The sequence below is a fragment of the Comamonas sp. wu1-DMT genome, assembly GCF_040187805.1.
Lineage (GTDB): Bacteria > Pseudomonadota > Gammaproteobacteria > Burkholderiales > Burkholderiaceae_C > Comamonas > Comamonas thiooxydans.
In genome coordinates, this window is the sequence record NZ_JBANEM010000006.1 from 231,274 (window position 1) to 250,659 (window position 19,386).

Here is a 19,386-nt window from a genome sequence, read left to right on the forward strand (position 1 = left end):
CCAAAGAATCAGACTTCGCCGCGCAGCTTCTCGATGATGCCGTTGAGCTCCTCCAGCGAGCCGAACTGGATGGCGATCTCGCCCATTTCCTGCTGCTTGCCGTGGCGACGCACGGTCTTCTTGATGCGCACCTCGACATCGGCCGTGAGCAGGTCGGACAACTCTTCCTCGATGCGTTTCACGTCGCGCGACTTGCCATCCTTCTTGGCTTTCTGGCGCGTCAGATTGAACTCGGCACCGATTTTCTTGACCAGCGACTCGGCCTCGCGCACCGACATCTTCTTGGCCGCGATCTGGTTGCCTGCCGTGATCTGGGTGGCACGGTCCAGCGTCAGCAGCGCCCGTGCATGGCCCATGTCGATATCGCCGGCCATCAGCATGGTCTGCACGGGCTCGGCCAGATTCAGCAGGCGCAGCAGATTGGTGGCAGCACTGCGCGAGCGGCCCACGGCCTGCGCGGTCTGCTCGTGGGTCAGCCCGAACTCCTTGACCAGACGGGCCAGCCCCTGCGCCTCTTCCAGCGGGTTCAGGTCTTCGCGCTGAATGTTCTCGATCAGTGCCATGGCCGCCGCCGCCTCGTCGGGCACTTCGCGCACCAGCACCGGCACCTCGGACAGACCCGCGATATGCGCGGCACGGAAGCGCCGCTCGCCGGCAATGATTTCGTACTTGCCAGCGTTGTCGCCCCTGGAGAGCTGGCGCACCAGAATCGGCTGCATGATGCCCTGGGCCTTGATGCTCTCGGCCAGCTCATACAAGGCACCTTCGTCCATGCGGGTGCGCGGCTGGTACTGGCCGGCCACCATCACATTGAGCGCCAGGCTGCTCGGCAGATTGGCCTGCTGCCCGCTCGCAGCGGCCTGCTCTGCTTCACTGACCTTGGGGCCCAGCAGGGCTTCCAGACCTCGTCCCAGGCCCTTGGGTTTCTTAGTCACCATTGCTGAATTCTTTCTTTAAAGGGAGAGCAGCAGCTCATGCCCGGCTTCCCACAGTCCCAGTCCGCTGGCCGTGTTGATATGGCCTGCGGCGCCCGCATTCACAAAACGGCTGCCCCAGCCCTGTGCCATGGCCTGCGCGCGCGCTACAGAGCAATTGGGGTCGTTCTCGCTGCCCACCAGTATCGACGGGAAGGGCAGCTTTTGCAGCAGCACGGGCGACCAACCCGGCAGGACGCCGTGCAGACTCTCCTGCTCGGTGTCGCCGGGTGCCACCAGCAACGCACCACGCACCTTGCTCCTGGCAACCTGAGAATGTGCCGCCCACCAGGACACCAGCACGCAGCCCAGGCTGTGCGCCACCAGGGTGACGGGAGCCGGAGCGTCGAGCACGGTTTCCTGCAGGCGAATGCTCCAGTCGCCGCGCAGCGGATGCTGCCAGCTATGCTGCTCCAGCCGCTGGTAGCCATACCGGTCCTGCCACAGACTCTGCCAATGGCCGGGATCGGAGTTCTGCCAGCCGGGCAGCAACCAGACATGCTGCGGGTTCAGTGCTTCAGAGGTCATGACGGTTGGCGATGGCTGGATGGGAGACTGGGAGCTGTTTCACGTGAAACACTCACATTTTCTTGATGCGGCGCACCATCTCTTCGGCGAACTCGACAAAGGCCTTGCTGCCCTTGGCCGAGGCATCGAACACCACGCCGGGCAGGCCGTAGCTGGGGGCTTCGGCCAGGCGCACATTGCGCGGAATCACGGTATCGAACACCTTGTCGCCGAAATGCTCCTTGAGCTGGTCGCTGACCTGCTGCTGCAGCGTGGTGCGCGGATCGAACATCACGCGCAGCAGACCGATGATCTGCAGGTCGGGATTCATGTTCGCATGCACCTGCTTGATGGTGTTGACCAGGTCGGTCAGGCCTTCCAGTGCAAAGTACTCGCACTGCATGGGCACGATCACGCCATGCGCCGAGCACAGACCGTTCAGGGTCAGCATGGACAGCGAAGGCGGGCAGTCGATCAGCACGAAGTCATAGTCGGCAGCCACGGCCTGCAGGGCCGTCTTGAGGCGCTCGTTGCGACGCTCCAGCGAGACCAGCTCGATCTCGGCACCCGACAGCTCGCGGTTGGCACCCAGCACGTCATAGCCGACCTGCTCGGACTTCTGGGCCACTTCCTTGATGCTGGCGTTTTCCAGCAGCACGTCGTAGACCGTCAGCTCCAGCGCGCGCTTGTCCACGCCGGAGCCCATGGTGGCATTGCCCTGCGGGTCCAGGTCGATCAGCAGCACACGCTGGCCGACCTTGGCCAGACCGGCGGCAAGATTGACCGTGGTCGTGGTCTTGCCCACTCCACCCTTTTGATTGGCAACGCAGAAAATTTTGGCCATTGAACTTCTCTTTTAGTTGGCGGCCAGCTTGAGGCCAAAACCGATCAGAAACACACCGGCTGTTTTTTCCAGCCACTTCACCACGGCCGGGTTGGCACGCAAGCGCTCGGCCAGCACCGTGGTCAGCATCACCACGATGACGCTGTATATAAAGGTAATTGCTGCCACCGTGGCTGCCATCACACCAAAGGTGATGGCGCCCTGATGCCGGGCCGGGTCCACGAACATGGGAAAGAAGGCCATGTAGAACACGATGGCCTTGGGGTTCATCAGGGTGATCAAAGCACCCTGGCGGAAATACTGGCGCGGCTGGATTTCAATGGCCGGCGCATCGCCAGGCTTGGCCGTGAGCAGCTTGTAGCCCAGCCAGGCCAGATAGGCCGCCCCCACCCATTGCACGGCATGGAAGGCCGCCGGGTAGGCGGCCAGCACCGCAGCCACGCCGGCTACAGCCAGCCACATCAGCACCTGGTCGGCAGCCATCACACCCAGGCAGCAGGCGACGCCGGCTCTCCATCCGCCCTTGCCCGTGGAGGTAATCAAGGCCAGATTGCCTGGTCCAGGGATCAGCAAGAAGACGGTAACGGCGGCTGCAAAAGCGCCGTAATCAGAGATGCCAAACATTCAAACCCTGCGCGATGGAAAACAGCAAGTTTATGCGAGGGCCGTGACCGGCGCATCTGCATTGCACAGATGTTGCCTGACACAGTATGTAAAAAGGCACTTTGCTCCCCTTGGAAACAAAGTGCCCGACCAAGCTTTACCGCTCAAGAAGCCAGTTTCAACCAGATCACGCAGCGCTCGGCATCCAGGCCGGGAACCTGTAATGGTTCCACGTGAAACACCTTCACATCGGCAGGCAGCGCAGCAATTTCCTCATCGGGGTGCTTGCCCTTCATGGCAAACCAGATGCCGTCATCGGCCAGCGCCTTGCGCGACCAGGTGGTGAAGTCCACCAGGGATGCAAAGGCGCGGCAGCTGATGACCGGATACCGGGTCTTGAGGTTTTCCACCCGGTCATGAATGCCGCGCAGATTGGGCAGGCGCAAGGATGCAGCCACCTGCTGGATGAAAGCAGCCTTCTTGCCCACAGTATCCACGCAGTTCACATCGATCTGCGGGCAGCAGATGGCAAACACCACACCGGGCAAACCACCGCCGGAGCCCACATCCAGCAGCGGCAGGCGCTTGCCCTCTTCCTGCGGCAGGCAGTTCACATGCCGCAGCAAGGCGGGTACGGCGGCTAGGCTGTCGAGCAGGTGATGCGTCAGCATCTCCTGGGGATCACGCACCGACGTCAGGTTGTAGACCTTGTTCCATTTCTGCAGCAGATCCATGAAGGACATCAGCAGATCGATCTGCGCCGGAGCCAGTTCCAGCTTCAGTGCCTGAACGCCCTGCTCCAGTTGGGTACGCAAAACCTGGCTCATGCGGAAGCCTCTTCATTCTGATTGGCAAAGCCCTTGAAGCCGCCTTTTTTCAGATGCACCATGAGCAGCGAGATGGCGGCAGGCGTCACTCCCGAAATACGCGAAGCCTGACCCAGGGTTTCGGGCCTGTGCTTTTGCAGCTTCTGGCGCACCTCGAAGGAAAGTGCCGCCACCTGCATGTAGTCGAAGTCCAGCGGCAGACGCAGGCGCTCGAAATGCGCAGCGCGTTCGACTTCATCCTTCTGGCGGTCGATATAGCCAGAGTACTTGGCAGCGATTTCCACCTGCTCGATCACTGGAACGCTGAGTTCGCCCAGCGCCTCGGGCTGCACATCGGCACAGGCGTACTTGCCCTGGTTCATGCCCATGAGCTTGTCGTAATCCACACCGGGGCGACGCAGCAGGTCGAACAGGTTGTATTCGCGCTCCATGGCCTTGCCCAGCACGCGCTCGGACTCTTCCGGAGCCACGACACGCGGGTTCACCCAGGTGGACTTGAGGCGCTCTGTTTCACGTGAAACAGCATCGCGCTTGCGGCTGAAGGAATCCCAGCGCGCATCATCGACCAGACCCATCTGGCGGCCCGCTTCGGTCAGGCGCATATCGGCATTGTCTTCACGCAGCTGCAGGCGGAACTCGGCGCGGCTGGTGAACATGCGGTAAGGCTCGGTCACGCCCTTGGTAATCAGATCGTCGACCAGCACGCCCAGATAGGCCTCGTCACGGCGCGGCATCCAGGGGCCTTCACCACGGCACTGCAGCGCTGCGTTCAAGCCGGCGAACAGGCCCTGGGCGGCCGCCTCTTCATAGCCGGTCGTGCCATTGATCTGACCCGCAAAGAACAGACCTTGAATTTGTTTGGTCTCGAAACTGCTCTTGAGCGAGCGGGGATCGAAATAGTCGTACTCGATGGCATAGCCGGGACGCAGGATATGCGCGTTCTCCAGACCCTTCATGCTTCGCACCAGTTCGTACTGGATGTCGAACGGCAAGCTGGTGGAGATCCCGTTGGGGTAGAACTCGTGCGTGGTCAGGCCTTCGGGCTCCAGAAAGATCTGATGGCTTTCCTTGTCCGCAAAACGGTTGATCTTGTCTTCCACGCTGGGGCAGTAACGCGGACCTACACCCTCGATCTTGCCGGTGAACATGGGACTGCGGTCAAAGCCGCTGCGGATGATCTCGTGCGTACGCGCATTGGTGTGCGTGATCCAGCAAGGCATCTGCCGGGGATGCATGGCACGGTTGCCCATGAAGCTGAATACAGGCACTTCACCCTCGTTCACGCCGCCAGGCATGCCGTCGCCGGGTTGTTCCTCGCACTGGCTGAAATCGATGCTGCGGCCGTCGATGCGGGGGGGGCGTGCCGGTCTTCAGGCGCCCCTGTGGCAGCTTGAGTTCCTTCAGGCGTGCCGACAGGCTCACGGCCGGAGGATCTCCGGCACGGCCTGCGGCATAGTTATTCAGGCCCACGTGAATCTTGCCATCGAGGAAGGTGCCCGCCGTCAGCACCACGGTGCGGCTGCGGAACTTGAGACCCACCTGGGTGACGGCACCGACCACGCGGTCGCCCTCCACCATCAGATCGTCCACGGCCTGCTGGAAGAGCCAGAGATTGGGCTGGTTTTCCAGCATCTCGCGAATCGCGGCCTTGTACAGAATGCGGTCGGCCTGGGCGCGCGTCGCGCGTACGGCCGGGCCCTTGGAGCTGTTCAGGATGCGGAACTGGATGCCGCCCTTGTCTGTCGCCAGGGCCATGGCGCCGCCCAGGGCATCGACCTCCTTGACCAGATGGCCCTTGCCGATACCGCCGATGCTGGGGTTGCAGCTCATCTGCCCCAGGGTTTCGATATTGTGGGTCAGCAGCAATGTCTTGCTGCCCATGCGCGCAGCGGCCAACGCAGCCTCGGTGCCGGCGTGGCCGCCACCGACCACGATCACATCAAATTCCTGTGGGTACAACATATTCCTGCTCCGGGCCAAGCCCGGCCCTTGCCCCTGCACGAAGCAACCATGCCTCGGCTCTCATGGCAGGCGGACATGTTCTTGCGCCATGTCCAGCCCTGCGGGGAACCTGCAATTTTCCCACCATTGGCGCAACAATGCCTTGCCAGGGGGGTTTCACGTGAAACATGGCGGCCTGAAGCCCGGCCTAGATGTTTGCCCTGATAGCCCCGTCTATGCATGAAAAATGCAATCGCTCTGTGCTGCAATCACTGCATGCAAATTCTCATTTTTGCGGGCAGCACCCGCCAGGACTCGTACAACCGCAAGCTGGCCAAGGTGGCAGCCTCCATCGCGGAACAACAAGGCGCACAACCCAGCCTGCTGGAATTGTCGGACTACGACATTCCGCTCTACAACGCCGACCTCGAAGCGCAGGGCACTCCAGCCGATGTCATTCGCCTCAAGCAGGCCATGCACAGCCATGCGGCCTGGATTGTCTGCAGCCCCGAGTACAACGGCAGCTACCCTGCCCTGCTCAAGAACGCGATTGACTGGGCTTCCAGCCCGGTCAAGGGCGATGCACAGTGGTCTGATGGCGTCCTGCCCTTTCGCAACAAGGTCGTCGGCATGGCCAGTGCCTCGCCTGGAGGTCTCGGCGGCCTGAGAGCCCAGTCTCACCTCGCAGCGCTGCTATTGAATCTGGAATGCTGGGTAGCACCGCGCAGCCATGCAGTGAGCCATGCGGCAGAGGCTTTCGATGCCCAGGGTCATCTGCTGCGCGCGCAGAACCAGCAAGGCATGGAGGTTCTTGTGCAGCAGGTGCTGTGGGCTGCAGGGCGCCTGGGCTGAGCAATCTCCTCTCCGATCCGGACTTCTGCCGGCTGCGCATGCATATGAAGTGCAACCGGTTTAGCATGGGCGCTTGTCTTTTCATCGCATAGAGAGCCACTCACCATGAAGCTTTACTACAGCCCCGGCGCTTGCTCCATGTCTCCGCACATCGTGCTGCATGAAGCAGGCCTGTCGCATGAAACCGTGATGGTCAGCACCAAGAGCCACAAGCTCCAGGACGGAACGGATTACTACGGCATCAATCCGCTGGGTTACGTGCCCTTTCTGGTGCTGGACAACGGCGACACCTTGCACGAAGGTCCGGCCATTGTTCAGTACCTCGCCGACCTGGCCCCCGAAAAGAACCTGGCGCCGGCCAACGGCACCGTGGCACGCTACCACCTTCAGGAATGGCTGAATTTCATCAGCACCGAGGTGCACAAGGGCTTCAGCCCCTTGTTCAACCCCGCAACGCCCGAAGACTTCAAGCCTGTGCTGCTCGGCAATCTGTTCAAGCGCCTGAGCTGGGTCAACGAGCAGCTCGCCAACAAGTCCTATCTGATGGGCGATCAGTTCACCGTGGCCGATGCCTACTTTTTCACGGTCACAGGCTGGGCCCAATTTGTAGGCCTGGACATCTCTGAACTCCAGCACCTTCAGGCTTATCGCGAGCGCATTCTGGCGCGCCCCGCAGTGCAGGCTGCCATGAAGGCAGAGGGCTTGCTCAAGTAAGTTTTTCGACACCCATGCAAACTGAGAACGTGTTTACGATCTCCTCGCGCCGCGACAGAGGCTTTGCGGGATGGGATGCTAGGCGCGATACCGCAGCAATAGCCGTGCTATTGCGAGGATTCGCAACGCCGCAGAGCACCCGCAAACCCTCTGTCCCGCAGGGTTGGAGCGAAATCGGGCGATTTCTGCGCGCTGACTCTTGCTTGCACCCCGGTGCAAGCGGCGAGCCATCGCTTCGAATTCATCCCGATTGCGCTCCAACGCGGCTGCGTAGAGATCGTAAATACGTTCTAAGAGCTCGGTACCCACCGAGCTTTTTTCATCTGGAGTTCTGCATGACCTCATTGTTCGAACCGATTGAAGCAGGCAGCCTGCGTCTGCCCAACCGCATTGCCATGGCACCGCTGACACGCAACCGCGCCCCCGACGCGATACCCACGCCGCTGATGCAAACCTACTACGTCCAGCGCGCCTCCGCCGGTCTGCTGATCAGCGAAGGCACGGCTATCAGCCACCAGGGACAAGGCTATGCCGATGTGCCCGGTCTTTATGACGAAGAACAACTGCGGGCCTGGAAAAAAGTCACCGATGCCGTGCATGCCAAGGGTGGCCGCATCGTCACCCAGCTCTGGCATGTGGGTCGCATCTCCCACAACGTGCTGCAGCCAGACAGCCAGTCCCCGGTCGCGCCCTCCGCGCTGACGGCCCGCTCCAAGACCTATGTGATCGACAAGCAGACGGGGCAAGGCCAGTTTGTCGCCACCTCGGCACCGCGCGCACTCCGGCAGCAGGAGCTGCCGGGCATTGTTCACAGTTTCGCCACCGCCGCGCGCGAAGCCGTACAGTCGGCGGGCTTCGATGGCGTGGAGCTGCATGCAGCCAACGGCTATCTGCTCGATCAGTTCCTCAAGACCGGCACCAACCAGCGCAGCGACGACTACGGCGGCAGCATCGAGAACCGGGCCCGTCTGGTGCTGGAATGCGTGCGCTCCGTGGCCGATGCCATCGGTGCCGGAAAGGTCGGCATCCGCATCTCGCCGGTCACGCCAGCCAATGACATCGTGGACAAAAACCCGCAGGTGCTGTTCGAATATCTGGTGCGCCAGCTCGCCCCGCAGGGCCTGTCCTATATCCATGTGATCGAAGGCGCAACAGGCGGTCCGCGCGAGCTGGCGGATCGCCCCTTCGACTACCAGGCACTCAAGCAGGCCTATCGCTCTGCAGGCGGCAAGGGAGCCTGGATGGTCAACAACGGCTATGACCGCCAGCTGGCCGCGCGCGCTGTGGAAAGCGGCTATGCCGATGTCGTGGCCTTCGGCAAGGCCTATATCTCCAACCCCGATCTGGTGCATCGTCTGCGCGACGATCTGCCGCTCAATGCCTGGAACAGCGAACGTTTCTACGGGGGCGGTGCCGATGGTTATACCGACTACCCCTCGGTTGCCTGCCAGTAACTTCAATCCATCAAGCCTCCAGCCCTTTCTCTGATTTGGCTGGAGCCTATCGAATAGAAAGCAAAAGCCCGGTGCATCACTGCAACCGGGCTTTTTTCATGGAACGAGCCGCTCAGGAATGAGCCGCTCGGGGCTCAGGCATGTTCCAGCAATTGCGCCTTCTGACCAGGCAAAGCAGCCTGAGCGGATGCAGGCACCGCCGGTGCCATGCCGGGATGGGCGCCTCTGGGGCTGCGCATGACTGCATGCATCGCGCCGCCCGCCAGCTTGAACTGGCTAACCAGCTGTGCCAGTCGCGCCGCCTGCTCGCGCAGCGATTCTGCGGCGGCGGCAGACTCTTCCACCAGTGCCGCATTCTGCTGGGTCATGCGGTCGATATCACCCACGGCCTGATTGACCTGGCCGATGCCCAGCGACTGCTCGCTGGACGCCGCCGTAATCTCGCCGATGATGTCGCCCACACGCTGTGCGCTGTCCACGGTCTCCTGCATGGCCTTGCCTGCGCTCTCCACCTGGCGCGCGCCCACGTCCACGGTCTGCACGCTGGTGTTGATCAAGGACTTGATCTCGTTGGCGGCCTGGGCCGAACGCTGGGCAAGGCTGCGCACCTCGGCCGCCACCACGGCAAAACCACGGCCCTGCTCGCCGGCACGGGCCGCTTCCACAGCGGCATTCAGCGCCAGGATATTGGTCTGGAAAGCAATGGAATCAATCAGGCCGATGATGTCGCCGATCTTGCGGCTCGAGGCCGAAATCTCCTGCATGCTGTTGACGGCCTGGCCGACAATCTCTCCGCCCTGCACGGCCGTCGAAGAGGCCGAGGCTGCCAGCTGGTTGGCCAGCTGCGAAGACGATGCGGTCTGCTGCACCGTGGCCGTCAGCTGAGCCAGCGACGCGACGGTTTCCTGCAGATTGCTGGCAGTCTGTTCGGTGCGGGCCGACAGATCCTGATTGCCCGTGGCAATTTCCTGGCTGGCCGTGGCGATATTGCCGCTGGCATCGCGCACCTGGGCCACCGTGGTGCTCAGCGATTGCTGCATCTGGTCCAGCGCACGCTGCAGATCCGTCAGCTCATCCTTGCCGCTGACCTCGACCCTGTGCGACAGATCGCCGCCGGCAATCGTCAGTGCCATCTGGCGGGCCACTTCAAGCGGACGGCAGATGGACAGCATGTTCAGCAAAGTCAGCGGAATCACCACCACCAGCGCCAGGATCACGGCCGCCACAAACATCCAGCGTGTCTGGTCGGCCACGTCGCGCTCGGCTGCGGCCAGTGCATTGGCCTGCTCACGCAGCAAGTTGTCCAGCTGCGCCAGCAGCTTGTCGGCCTCCATGACTTCGGCCAGAGCCTTGCCGCTCATGCGGTTGGCCGTGGTGGCCGAGTCATAGCCACCGGCTTCAAGCTGGCGCGCAACAGGCTCGAAGAGCTTTCGATAAGCGTCGATGTGCCCAATGATGCTCTTGGTCAGCTGTGCGTCCTGCGCGTTCTGGTCGGTCACAAACTTGCCCAATGTCACCTTGGATTTGTCGATGAACATGACCCATTGCTGATAGGCCTTGCGCACCTCTTCGGGCTTTTCGTACTGGATGACCATGTCCTTCTCGCTGGAACGGATGCCACCCAGCTCGGTGCGCAACTGCGCCATATGGCCCGATTTGACAAAGGCGTTGCTCAGAAACTCCTGACTCATGTCCTGGATGCGGAACATGCCCAACATCCCGGCGCCCCCCAGCAGACTCAGCAACACCATCACCACACCAATGGCGCCCAGCATGCGCGTGCGGATGGTGAAGCCCCGCATCATTTCCAACAGACTCATGAATCCCTCTCCACTTTGAACGACTGGCATTGTCGGGCCAGAACTTGCAAATTGTTTCAGATTGTCACCGACACCAAGAAAAACCCGTGACTGCGATGCCCAAGCCATGGCGATCAGCAATATGACAAGTTCTTATCGGCAGTCTTTGCGGCTTATCAACCCTGCCGGCTTCATGTCTTGTCAAAGGCTTGACCTTGCCATGATGTTAGGGTTGACCATTCAAGACATGGAGTCCGCCAGTCCGGTCGACTCACTTTCTGAAGGAGCCATCCATGCAACAAGTTTTTGAAGTTCAAGGCATGACCTGCGGCCACTGCGAACGCGCCGTCACCAATGCCATCCAGGGCGTCGATGCCCAGGCGCAGATCAGGATCGACCGCGCTGCCAACCGGGTGGAAGTCGAAACCGGCGCCAGCCGCGAGGCCGTGGCAGCCGCCATTGCCGAAGAGGGCTACAAGGTAGCCTGAGCGCAGCCTCTCCCACCGCGCCAGCACCTCACGCGAGCCATCAGAAGGCCGCTGGCGCGTTTTTTCAGGATCGTCCATGCCCAACCACCCATCGACACAAAAAAACGCTCAGAACTGGCCTGTCGTCATCGGCGAGGCTGCACGCCGCGCCGGGGTTTCTGCGCGCATGGTTCGTCACTACGAGTCACTGGGCCTGCTGCCACCCGTGCACCGTACCGACAGCGGCTATCGCCAGTACACCGAAGCCGATGTGCATGCGCTGCGCTTCATCCGCCGCGGGCGCGATCTCGGCTTTTCCATGGACGAAATCGCCACCCTGCTCGGCCTGTGGCAGGACCAGGGCCGCGCCAGCAGCCAGGTCAAGGCCATCGCGCAAAAGCACATCGCCACGCTGACCGAGCGCATCGCCGCCATGCAGTCCATGCAGCGCACGCTGCAGACTCTGGTGCATTGCTGCCATGGGGATGACAGGCCGGACTGCCCCATCCTCGACGACCTGGCCAGCGCGGACACCGACCTGACGCCGGCCCATCACGAACCCAGGGCTCCCACCCCGAGAAGCCGGCGCAGGGCTGCGGCCTGAGGCTGCTCATGGGTTTCACGTGAAACCATCGCCGCCCACGCAGGGCCGCGTCAACAATGAGACATGTTGCACTGCAGCAAATACTGCAGAATACTCTGTGCGATGAATGCGGTTGCTCTCATTCATCTTTTCAAATCACTCAAGCACAAGCATTGCCGACGCGATGCAGGAGACAAACCATGAGCACCAGAGACATCTTCGTTGTCAGCGCCGCGCGCACGGCCATCGGCACTTTTGGCGGCAGCCTCAAGGACGTTCCCAACGCCCAGCTGGCCACCACCGTGGTCAAGGCCGCCATTGCGCGTGCCGGCATCGCTGCCGACACCGTGGGCCATGTGGTGATGGGCAACGTCATCCCCACCGACACGCGCGACGCCTACCTGTCTCGCGTGGCGGCGGTGGACGCCGGCTGCCCCATCGAAACCCCTGCCTTCAACGTCAACCGCCTGTGCGGCTCTGGCCTGCAGGCCATCGTCTCGGCAGCTCAATCGATTGCGCTGGGCGACTGCGAAGTGGCCATTGGCGCCGGCTCCGAATCCATGAGCCGCGGCCCCTACTTCGACATGTCCGCGCGCTGGGGCGCACGCATGGGCGATGCCAAGAGCATCGACTACATGCTGGGCATCCTGCACGACCCCTGGCAAAAAATGCATATGGGCATCACTGCTGAAAATGTGGCCGAGCGCTACAAGATCAGCCGCGTGATGCAGGACGAGCTGGCCGTCATCAGCCAGCAGCGCGCCGCTGCCGCCATCGAGGCCGGCCGCTTCAAGGAGCAGATCGTTCCCGTGGAAATTGCCAGCCGCAAGGGCGTGGTGCTGTTCGACACCGACGAGCATGTGCGCGCCGCCACCACGCTGGACACCCTGGCCGGCATGAAGCCCGCGTTCAAGAAGGAAGGCGGCACGGTCACGGCCGGCAACGCCTCCGGCATCAACGATGGCGCGGCTGCCGTGCTGATGATGAGCGAGCAGGCACTGAAGTCTTCCGGCGCCAAGCCCATTGCCCGCCTGGTCGGCTACGCCCACGCAGGCGTCGAGCCCGCATACATGGGCATCGGCCCGGTCCCTGCCACGCAGAAGGTGCTGGCACGCACCGGCCTGAAGATCGAGCAAATGGACGTGATCGAAGCCAACGAAGCCTTCGCCGCCCAGGCCTGCGCCGTGATCCAGGAACTGGCTCTGGACCCTGCCAAGGTCAACCCCAACGGCTCCGGCATCTCCCTGGGCCACCCCGTGGGTGCCACCGGCGCCATCATCACCACCAAGGCCCTGTATGAGCTGCAGCGTACCGGCGGCCGCTACGCGCTGGTGACCATGTGCATCGGCGGCGGTCAGGGTATTGCCGCGATTTTCGAACGCGTCTGATCCACGCGTTTCAGAGCATCTGAAACGTCCATGAAAAAGGCCTGCCAGATCACTCTGGCAGGCCTTTTTTGATAGCTTCTTGCGCTTTCCAGTACTTGATTTCAGCATCAATAAATACTGAATTCATTGCCTAACAAGCGCAGACCGCTACATCATCCATAGCTTCAGAATGGAGCCTCTTCAGGAGCGGTGTCGGCTGGAGCTGTTGCCGGCCCGGTGACCGTTCCCTGGCTGCGCCCCTGTGCCAGACGCACGGGCAGCGTTTCTGCGGCAGGCGCCGACGACAGCGATGCAGGCAGGCCTTCGCCCAGACCCGTGCGCCCTTCCCCGCCCAGCGCCTCGATCAGATCGGGAATCAGGCGCGACAGCTCGCCCGTGGCAATCGCCACATCGGTATCGAAACCGCCATCGTCCTGGCTGTTCCCATCCATCACTGCATCGAGCAACGCGATCTTCTTGATCTGCAGGCCTTCGCTCAGCACAAAGCTCACGCGGTCATCCCAGGTCATGGCCAGCTTGGTCGGCAGCTTGCCATGCTCGATATGCTGGCGCACCTCGTCGATATCGAGCGGGTGGCGCGCATAACGCACCACGGCCTTGGACTCATCGGCGGCCTTGAGCTCGCACTCGCGGTCTATGGAAAAACCTGCGGGCGGCTCCTGCGTCATCAGCCAGTGCGCCATGGCGGCCTGCGGACTGGTCTGCGTATCCAGCAGCGCCACCGCAAATCCCGGCAGGCCTTCGACCAGCAGCGTCACGATCTCGTCGGCACGGCCTTGTGCACTGGTATCGAGCACCAGCGTGCGCGCCTGCGCATCGATCCAGACCCACATGGCTCCCTGCTTGGTGAAGGCCATGGGCAGCAGGTCCAGCTTGGCCTCGTCCTTGAGCTCTTTCTTCTCCTTCTTGCCGGGCTTGCGGCCCTCGGTCTTTTCGATGTGCTCGGCCTTCTCGTTGACCTTGCGGTTGAGCACGCTGGCCGGCAGCATCTTGGACTCGCTCATGAAGCGCATCACCCACTGGCCGGCCACGCTTTCCGCCAGCGGGCCATGGGCCTCGCCGCGCGGCGGCACCCAGCCCACGGAACGCTCCTGGGTCGCACCGCACTCCTCAAACACCGTCTTTTGCAGCGCATCTTCGAGCTGCTGCAGATCGCCCTGCCAGCTCTCGGCAATGCGATAAACAATCATGTTCTTGAACATCAAAAACCTTTGCTAAACCTTCAATCGTCGCCAGCTCCTGCAGCTGGATCTCGCGGAAAAAAATCGGCCGCCAATGCAGCCCATGCATGCATTGTTGCGCAGTCGGTGCCACTCAAACTTATCAAATCTTTACAGAGCGGCTGCAAAACCTCACGTCTCAGAAACATGGGGGGTCCACACTTCAGTCATCCGCTACCGAATGCCCATTCAGGAGCAAGACCAGGCGGCCACTTCTTCCACTTCAACCGAAAAGGAAACAGACATGACCCGCTTTCGCCAGACATTGACCGGCGCCGCTGTTGCAACCGCCCTGCTCGCCTCGCTGAGCCTGCCCAGCTTTGCCCAGACTACTCCCCCCCGCTGAGCAGCCTGCTGCAGCTCAAAAAGCACCCGAGCCGCACAAGCACCAGCGTGGTGACAAGCGCGGCGACCGCATGGAGCATATGAAGCAGCGCATGGAAAAACTCAAGGCCGATCTGAAGCTGACGCCTGCGCAGCAAGCTGCCTGGACCACCTACACGCAAGCCATGAAACCCGGTGAGCGCCCTGCCCCCGGCGACCGCGAAGCCTTTGCCAAGCTGACCACGCCCGAGCGCATCGACAAGATGCGTGAAATGCGCGGCAAGCGCATGGCGGAAATGGACCGCCGTGCCGAAGCCACCAAGGCCTTCTACGCCCAGCTCAATGCCGAGCAGAAAAAGACCTTCGATGCAGCCACCCTGCACATGCATCACCAGCGCGGTGAGCATCATCATGGGCACCATGGCGGCAAACCCGGCCAGGAGCGTCCCGCAGCTCCGGCCCCTGCGGCAAAGTAAGCCGAGCTCAATCGCCTTCTCCATAAAAGCCCCCGGTCGTCATGACCGGGGGCTTTTTTCATTTCGATATCAATTGGCTGACTACAAGCGCAAGCGCTTGCCGACAGAACATTTATTCACAAGCTTCTAGATTCATATCCACAGAGGGAGCGAAATCAAGGCATTGTCGTAGTATCGATATTGCGACCAGATTCCAAGCATTTAGATGGCAATTGACATGAAAAAACTGCAATTAGCAACAAATCTTGTAGTCCCCATGCTGATCGGCCTGGCAAGCCCCATGCTTCATGCACAGCCTGTGCAATCCTCGAGCAGCGCCCTCTATCTGCAATACGGCTCGGCGGAGCACAGCACCGACAGCTGGACAGGCGGCGTCATCCTCCCCTGGAACTGGAGCTACGCCCTTGGCTCGGGTCGGATGACGGGTTACTGGGATCTCTCTGTCAGCCGCTGGTCGGCCGACTATCAGGGCGGCAATCGTTCAACCTGGGTTCTGGGAGCACAACCTACATTGCGCTGGCGCCCCTCTCAAGGCCAGTCTCCCTGGTTTCTGCAAGCCGGCCTGGGCTTGAGCTATGCCATCAACCACCGCTTCATCACCGATCACAAGGAATTTTCGACCCGCTACAACTTTGCCAGCCATATAGGCATCGGCTACCTGTTTGGCGAGCAACTGAAAAACGAGATCAGCCTGCGCTTCGAGCACCAGTCCAATGCAGGCATCAAGCGCCCCAATCCGGGAGAGAACTTTCTTCAGCTGCGATACGCACGCCACTTCTGAATTTCCGAGCCAGCGCTATCCGCATCGACCAGGCCGCCCAACGGGCGGCTTTTTTCATGGTTTGCAGCAGTCGCACGACCTGTGAATAAACATGGTGATAAAAGACATGGAAATTTTCTGTTTTCCACAGCCATGCTGGCTTCTGAAAAGTTGTTCCCAAATCAAGGACATCGGTAGCCCATGTCAGGCCACAGACTTTTATAAAACGTAAGTTATTGATTTTTAATGATCAAAAACACTTATCAACAATTAAGTGGACTACTTACTATTACTACTAAGTAAAAAGATAAGACTAGAAATAACAACTTTGGTCGAAGTTTACACAGCAATCGGACATGGACTGAATAAAAAAAAGAGGTCGATCAGGTCGGCTTCAAGAAGTTCTTGCTACATCACACCCTCGATATCCGATGTGCTCAAGCATGGCTTCATCAGTTGTTCACTATAAAAATAGTAGCTAAAAACTCATATATATCAATGGATACAGAGTGTTTATTGACAATCAACGAGTAAATGAATTTCTGTGGATAACAACCTATCAACTTTCATGTTTTCCACAAAAATATGGAAGAAGCCAAAGTTGTTCATGAATCAAGGACAGCAGCAACCGTCATTTGTCTCCATGTTTGTCATCACACAAGATGCTTGATTTACCTTGAGTTTTAGAAGTTATCAACAGCAGGTGCCAAGTCTTACTACTACGACTATATTTTTATAAAACTTCTAAAGAACAACTGAAGGTGAAGCCGCTGGAAAGAGTCAGACCCATGCAGAATTGCGGCTGATCAGGTGCTCCAATCCCTTTGATTCAGAGGGAAGTCCAGAAAAAAAAGGGCTTTGGGAAAATTGACGCGTCAGATCTCGAAAAATTGGCGTAAGATGCGCCTCCTCAATGATTGGAGGTGGGGATAAATTCCTGGCCAAGAGTCTTTGAAGCGACTGTTATCCACAGAATGTTATGAACAGCTGGGGGAAACTGGCCAGAATTGCGTGCAATCGATATCAGCCATGATTGCGCCCTGCTCATTCAAAAAAATTCAATGATCTATAGATCATTGTTTTTAAAGAACTTTTCGCTTTTCGCTTGTCGGTGAAGCAAGACCCGACCCAGATGTGGCAAGCGCTGGGAAAGTGCGGCTGCCGCCAACACCGACAGGGCTGGAATCCGGAGTTGCTCAACAACCATGGGGGTCTGCAGCGCACCTGCCCGGCTGCGCCGCTTCGGGCAAGACCTTGCGGGTTGCCAGTCCTGCAAGACGGATGCCGTCTCGTATTGCCCGGCAACTGTTAGAAAAATTACAACTGCGCGGAGTGCGCCGGGACTGAGCGAAAGTGCGCAGGAAGGGCGCTGCAGCAGTGCAGAAAAGAGCCATGCTGCGAAGGCCTGGAGCGCTGAAAACCTGCCTCAGGAATGGCGCAAAAGAGCAGCGAAACGGCCTTGGATCAGCAGTGTGAAAGGCGCGCTTCGCTCAGGACGTCAAGGCATTGAAACAGGGCGCCGTTGCAGCGTGAAGGGCGGCAGGCCCTTGATGAGCAATTGGCCGTAGCTGGTGCCCGTCAGGCGGCGGTCATAGCAGTACACATGGGCCTGGTCTTCCTCGGTCCGGATGGCACGGCCTACCCACTGGGCCAGGCGAATCGCCGTGGCCGGCACCACCAGCTCGTTGAAGGGGTTGCGGCCGCTGCTGCGCAGCCATTCGGCTCTTGCCTCGCCAACAGGGTCATCGGGCGGAGCAAAGGGCAGCTTGGTGATGAACAGGGACTCGCAGAGCGCTCCGGGCAGGTCCAGTCCTTCGCCAAAGGACTGCATGCCGAAGATGATGGAGGGCTCGCCCATCGCCACGGCCTCACGATGGCGTGCCAGCAGAGTCTGGCGGGGCAGGGCGGTCTGCACCAGCACCTGGTTGCGCATGCTGGTGGAAAGCGCGTCCACGGCCTGGCGCATCTGCTCGCGGGATGTGAACAGGACCAGTGCGCCGGCCTCTATGCGGCTCAGATCGTTCAACAGGGCCTCGACCATCTCCTCGGTAAAGCGGGCGGCTTCGCGCGGGTCTGAGGCCGTTTCACGGGCCACCAGCGTGCCCTGGCGCGCATAGTCGAATGGGCTGGGCACTTCCAGCGTGGTGACAGAGGCGTCATTGGTCAGCCCCGCTTCGCGCAGAAAGAAGTCGAAGTGGCCGCAGCTGGTCAGCGTGGCGGATGTCAGCACCGCACCGCGTACCTGCGACCACAGGTGCTGGCGCAGGGTGGAGCCGGGCTGTATGGGGCTGGCATGGGCCTTGACCACGATGAACTCGCCGTCCATCTCCAGCGTGAACCACTTGGCATGGGGCACCATCTTGCCGTCGCCATCGCTCTCGTTGTTCTGCAGCAGCAATTGCGTGGTGTTGAAGATGGCTTCCAGCCTGGGCGCCAGGGCGCCTACCTGCGCATAGACGGTGGACAGGCGCTGTGCTTCCTCGGGTTGTTCCTTGATTTCGGCACGCAGAGCCTTGGAGACGGCACGCAGCGCATCCAGAAAGCCGTCGGCATGGTGCGCAATCTGTCCCAGAGGCTCCAGAAGGGCCTCTGGCAGCATTCCGCGGGGTGCCCGTACCCTGGCTGGCCCATAGCTGTCTTTCTGCGATTTGAGAGTCTCTCCGTAGTGCTCCATGACCAGCCGCGCCAGCTCCTGCATCTGCTGGCGCAGCTGACCCGCATGCTTGGGCACGTCGGCCAGTTCCTCGACTTCGGCGACCTGGTTCACGCGCAGCGCACGGCTGGCCAGCTTGTCGATCCAGCCCAGGCGGCTCAGATCCATCTCGCCGGCAAACTGGTCCAGAGCCGTAGAGGGCAGGTGGTGGGCCTCATCGAGCACGAGCAGGCAATTGTCCAGCTCGGGCAGCAGCTTGGAACCCAGCGAGGAAAGCAGCAAATCATGATTGGCGACAATGACTTGCGCCGCCACCAGGTCTTTGCGGCGTTCGTAATAGACGCAGTTGCCGAAGGCCGGGCAGTGCTTTCCGGTGCATGAAGAGGACTCGGCTGCCACGGGGCTCCAGGCCTCGGCCTCAGGCGGGGTCTCCAGCGAATCGCGGTCGCCGTTCCAGGCCTCCGTGGCCAGCGCATCGGCCATGGATTTGTAGAACTGCATGCGGGCCTGCAGCTCATGCTGAGGACGGCTGAACTTGGTCTGGCCCTGCTCATCGCCAAACAGATCGTCCATCTCGTCCTGTGCTTCCCCCGTGCTCGCCAGACGTTCCAGCTTGAGTTTGCAGACAAAGCGGCCACGCCCCTTGGCCAGTGCGAATTTGAATGGCTGGTCCAGCTTTTGCGCCAGAGCCGGCAAATCCTTGTTCACCAGCTGTTCCTGCAGCGCCACCGTGGCTGTGGAGATCAGCACGCGCGTGCCGCGCGACAGCGCCATGCGAATGGCCGGAATGCTGTAGGCCAGCGATTTTCCGACCCCGGTTCCAGCCTGCACGACAGCGATGGCACGACGCGGTTCCGGTTCGCCTTCATCGATTTTTCCGAGCTGGGCCTGACTCAGCGTTTGCGCGATCTGGGCCGCCATTTTTCGCTGTCCATCACGACTGCGAAATCCCGGCATGGCCCCGACTACGGCATCAAAGGAATTCAGGGCCTCTTCAGCC

General features: G+C 60.7%; 15 protein-coding genes and 2 pseudogenes. 8 read left to right on the plus strand and 9 right to left on the minus strand.

Annotated elements, in window-relative coordinates:
* Nucleotides 1-8 precede the first annotated feature (8 nt).
* The 6 genes and pseudogenes from V8Z78_RS11425 to mnmG form a co-directional block, all read right to left on the minus strand.
* Nucleotides 9-938, minus strand: a complete 930-nt coding sequence (locus V8Z78_RS11425; RefSeq protein ID WP_003065276.1) for a ParB/RepB/Spo0J family partition protein — start codon at nucleotides 936-938, stop codon at nucleotides 9-11.
* A 15-nt stretch (nucleotides 939-953) separates the two neighbouring features.
* The gene (locus V8Z78_RS11430) at nucleotides 954-1,502 is read right to left on the minus strand and encodes an RBBP9/YdeN family alpha/beta hydrolase (RefSeq protein ID WP_003065279.1); all 549 of its coding nucleotides are present in this window, start codon (nucleotides 1,500-1,502) and stop codon (nucleotides 954-956) included.
* Between the two features lie 52 nt (nucleotides 1,503-1,554).
* Nucleotides 1,555-2,325: a ParA family protein gene (locus V8Z78_RS11435; protein ID WP_003072073.1), complete on the minus strand. Its 771-nt coding sequence runs from the start codon at nucleotides 2,323-2,325 to the stop codon at nucleotides 1,555-1,557.
* A 12-nt stretch (nucleotides 2,326-2,337) separates the two neighbouring features.
* Nucleotides 2,338-2,949 carry a LysE family translocator gene (locus V8Z78_RS11440; RefSeq protein WP_003065281.1) on the minus strand — a complete coding sequence of 204 codons (612 nt, stop codon included), beginning with the start codon at nucleotides 2,947-2,949 and terminating at the stop codon, nucleotides 2,338-2,340.
* 143 nt (nucleotides 2,950-3,092) lie between these two features.
* Entirely contained in the window at nucleotides 3,093-3,755 is a 663-nt protein-coding gene (gene rsmG / locus V8Z78_RS11445) for a 16S rRNA (guanine(527)-N(7))-methyltransferase RsmG (protein ID WP_003065284.1), read from the minus strand.
* A pseudogene (mnmG, locus tag V8Z78_RS11450) lies at nucleotides 3,752-5,717 on the minus strand (tRNA uridine-5-carboxymethylaminomethyl(34) synthesis enzyme MnmG). The gene rsmG and the pseudogene mnmG overlap by 4 nt, the downstream one beginning before the upstream one ends.
* Before the next feature lie 255 nt (nucleotides 5,718-5,972).
* On the opposite strand from mnmG, the gene V8Z78_RS11455 reads away from it, so the two are divergent.
* From V8Z78_RS11455 to V8Z78_RS11465, 3 genes are all read left to right on the plus strand, one after another.
* Nucleotides 5,973-6,548: an NADPH-dependent FMN reductase gene (locus V8Z78_RS11455; RefSeq protein ID WP_057094195.1), complete on the plus strand. Its 576-nt coding sequence runs from the start codon at nucleotides 5,973-5,975 to the stop codon at nucleotides 6,546-6,548.
* Nucleotides 6,549-6,653: 105 nt separating this feature from the next.
* A complete protein-coding gene (gene gstA, locus V8Z78_RS11460) occupies nucleotides 6,654-7,262 on the plus strand; it encodes a glutathione transferase GstA (RefSeq protein WP_349731384.1) in 609 nt (202 codons plus the stop codon).
* A gap of 335 nt (nucleotides 7,263-7,597) precedes the next feature.
* On the plus strand, nucleotides 7,598-8,716 hold the full coding sequence (locus tag V8Z78_RS11465) for an alkene reductase (protein WP_349731385.1): 1,119 nt from the start codon (nucleotides 7,598-7,600) through the stop codon (nucleotides 8,714-8,716).
* A 134-nt stretch (nucleotides 8,717-8,850) separates the two neighbouring features.
* Here V8Z78_RS11465 and V8Z78_RS11470 read toward each other — a convergent pair whose 3' ends face one another.
* Nucleotides 8,851-10,536, minus strand: a complete 1,686-nt coding sequence (locus tag V8Z78_RS11470) for a methyl-accepting chemotaxis protein (protein WP_349731386.1) — start codon at nucleotides 10,534-10,536, stop codon at nucleotides 8,851-8,853.
* A 272-nt stretch (nucleotides 10,537-10,808) separates the two neighbouring features.
* Here V8Z78_RS11470 and V8Z78_RS11475 point away from each other — a divergent pair, with 272 nt between their 5' ends.
* From V8Z78_RS11475 to V8Z78_RS11485, 3 genes are all read left to right on the plus strand, one after another.
* Nucleotides 10,809-11,003, plus strand: coding sequence for a heavy-metal-associated domain-containing protein (locus tag V8Z78_RS11475; protein WP_003065297.1), 195 nt, complete (start codon nucleotides 10,809-10,811; stop codon nucleotides 11,001-11,003).
* A 76-nt stretch (nucleotides 11,004-11,079) separates the two neighbouring features.
* Nucleotides 11,080-11,586 carry a Cu(I)-responsive transcriptional regulator gene (cueR, locus tag V8Z78_RS11480; RefSeq protein WP_063662540.1) on the plus strand — a complete coding sequence of 169 codons (507 nt, stop codon included), beginning with the start codon at nucleotides 11,080-11,082 and terminating at the stop codon, nucleotides 11,584-11,586.
* A gap of 179 nt (nucleotides 11,587-11,765) precedes the next feature.
* Nucleotides 11,766-12,953, plus strand: coding sequence for an acetyl-CoA C-acyltransferase family protein (locus V8Z78_RS11485; RefSeq protein ID WP_003072098.1), 1,188 nt, complete (start codon nucleotides 11,766-11,768; stop codon nucleotides 12,951-12,953).
* 164 nt (nucleotides 12,954-13,117) lie between these two features.
* Here the strand turns inward: V8Z78_RS11485 and V8Z78_RS11490 are convergent, their stop codons facing one another.
* Nucleotides 13,118-14,155: a recombination-associated protein RdgC gene (locus tag V8Z78_RS11490; RefSeq protein ID WP_349731387.1), complete on the minus strand. Its 1,038-nt coding sequence runs from the start codon at nucleotides 14,153-14,155 to the stop codon at nucleotides 13,118-13,120.
* 262 nt (nucleotides 14,156-14,417) lie between these two features.
* Here V8Z78_RS11490 and V8Z78_RS11495 point away from each other — a divergent pair.
* Nucleotides 14,418-14,973 (plus strand): annotated as a pseudogene (locus V8Z78_RS11495) (Spy/CpxP family protein refolding chaperone).
* Nucleotides 14,974-15,190: 217 nt separating this feature from the next.
* Complete coding sequence (locus tag V8Z78_RS11500; RefSeq protein ID WP_046461769.1) at nucleotides 15,191-15,754, plus strand: acyloxyacyl hydrolase; 564 nt, start codon at nucleotides 15,191-15,193, stop codon at nucleotides 15,752-15,754.
* Between the two features lie 1,477 nt (nucleotides 15,755-17,231).
* Here the strand turns inward: V8Z78_RS11500 and dinG are convergent.
* On the minus strand, nucleotides 17,232-19,343 hold the full coding sequence (gene dinG / locus V8Z78_RS11505) for an ATP-dependent DNA helicase DinG (protein WP_502878839.1): 2,112 nt from the start codon (nucleotides 19,341-19,343) through the stop codon (nucleotides 17,232-17,234).
* Between the last annotated feature and the right edge of the window lie 43 nt (nucleotides 19,344-19,386).

Coding starts and splice junctions, on each gene's coding strand:
- V8Z78_RS11425 (WP_003065276.1), bottom strand. CDS start 938: ATGGTGACTAAGAAACCCAAGGGCCTGGGACGAGGTCTGGAAGCCCTG.
- V8Z78_RS11500 (WP_046461769.1), top strand. CDS start 15,191: ATGAAAAAACTGCAATTAGCAACAAATCTTGTAGTCCCCATGCTGATC.
- V8Z78_RS11490 (WP_349731387.1), bottom strand. CDS start 14,155: ATGTTCAAGAACATGATTGTTTATCGCATTGCCGAGAGCTGGCAGGGC.
- dinG (WP_502878839.1), bottom strand. CDS start 19,343: ATGCCGGGATTTCGCAGTCGTGATGGACAGCGAAAAATGGCGGCCCAG.
- V8Z78_RS11485 (WP_003072098.1), top strand. CDS start 11,766: ATGAGCACCAGAGACATCTTCGTTGTCAGCGCCGCGCGCACGGCCATC.
- V8Z78_RS11440 (WP_003065281.1), bottom strand. CDS start 2,949: ATGTTTGGCATCTCTGATTACGGCGCTTTTGCAGCCGCCGTTACCGTC.
- V8Z78_RS11465 (WP_349731385.1), top strand. CDS start 7,598: ATGACCTCATTGTTCGAACCGATTGAAGCAGGCAGCCTGCGTCTGCCC.
- V8Z78_RS11430 (WP_003065279.1), bottom strand. CDS start 1,502: ATGACCTCTGAAGCACTGAACCCGCAGCATGTCTGGTTGCTGCCCGGC.
- V8Z78_RS11475 (WP_003065297.1), top strand. CDS start 10,809: ATGCAACAAGTTTTTGAAGTTCAAGGCATGACCTGCGGCCACTGCGAA.
- V8Z78_RS11470 (WP_349731386.1), bottom strand. CDS start 10,536: ATGAGTCTGTTGGAAATGATGCGGGGCTTCACCATCCGCACGCGCATG.
- cueR (WP_063662540.1), top strand. CDS start 11,080: ATGCCCAACCACCCATCGACACAAAAAAACGCTCAGAACTGGCCTGTC.
- V8Z78_RS11455 (WP_057094195.1), top strand. CDS start 5,973: ATGCAAATTCTCATTTTTGCGGGCAGCACCCGCCAGGACTCGTACAAC.
- rsmG (WP_003065284.1), bottom strand. CDS start 3,755: ATGAGCCAGGTTTTGCGTACCCAACTGGAGCAGGGCGTTCAGGCACTG.
- V8Z78_RS11435 (WP_003072073.1), bottom strand. CDS start 2,325: ATGGCCAAAATTTTCTGCGTTGCCAATCAAAAGGGTGGAGTGGGCAAG.
- gstA (WP_349731384.1), top strand. CDS start 6,654: ATGAAGCTTTACTACAGCCCCGGCGCTTGCTCCATGTCTCCGCACATC.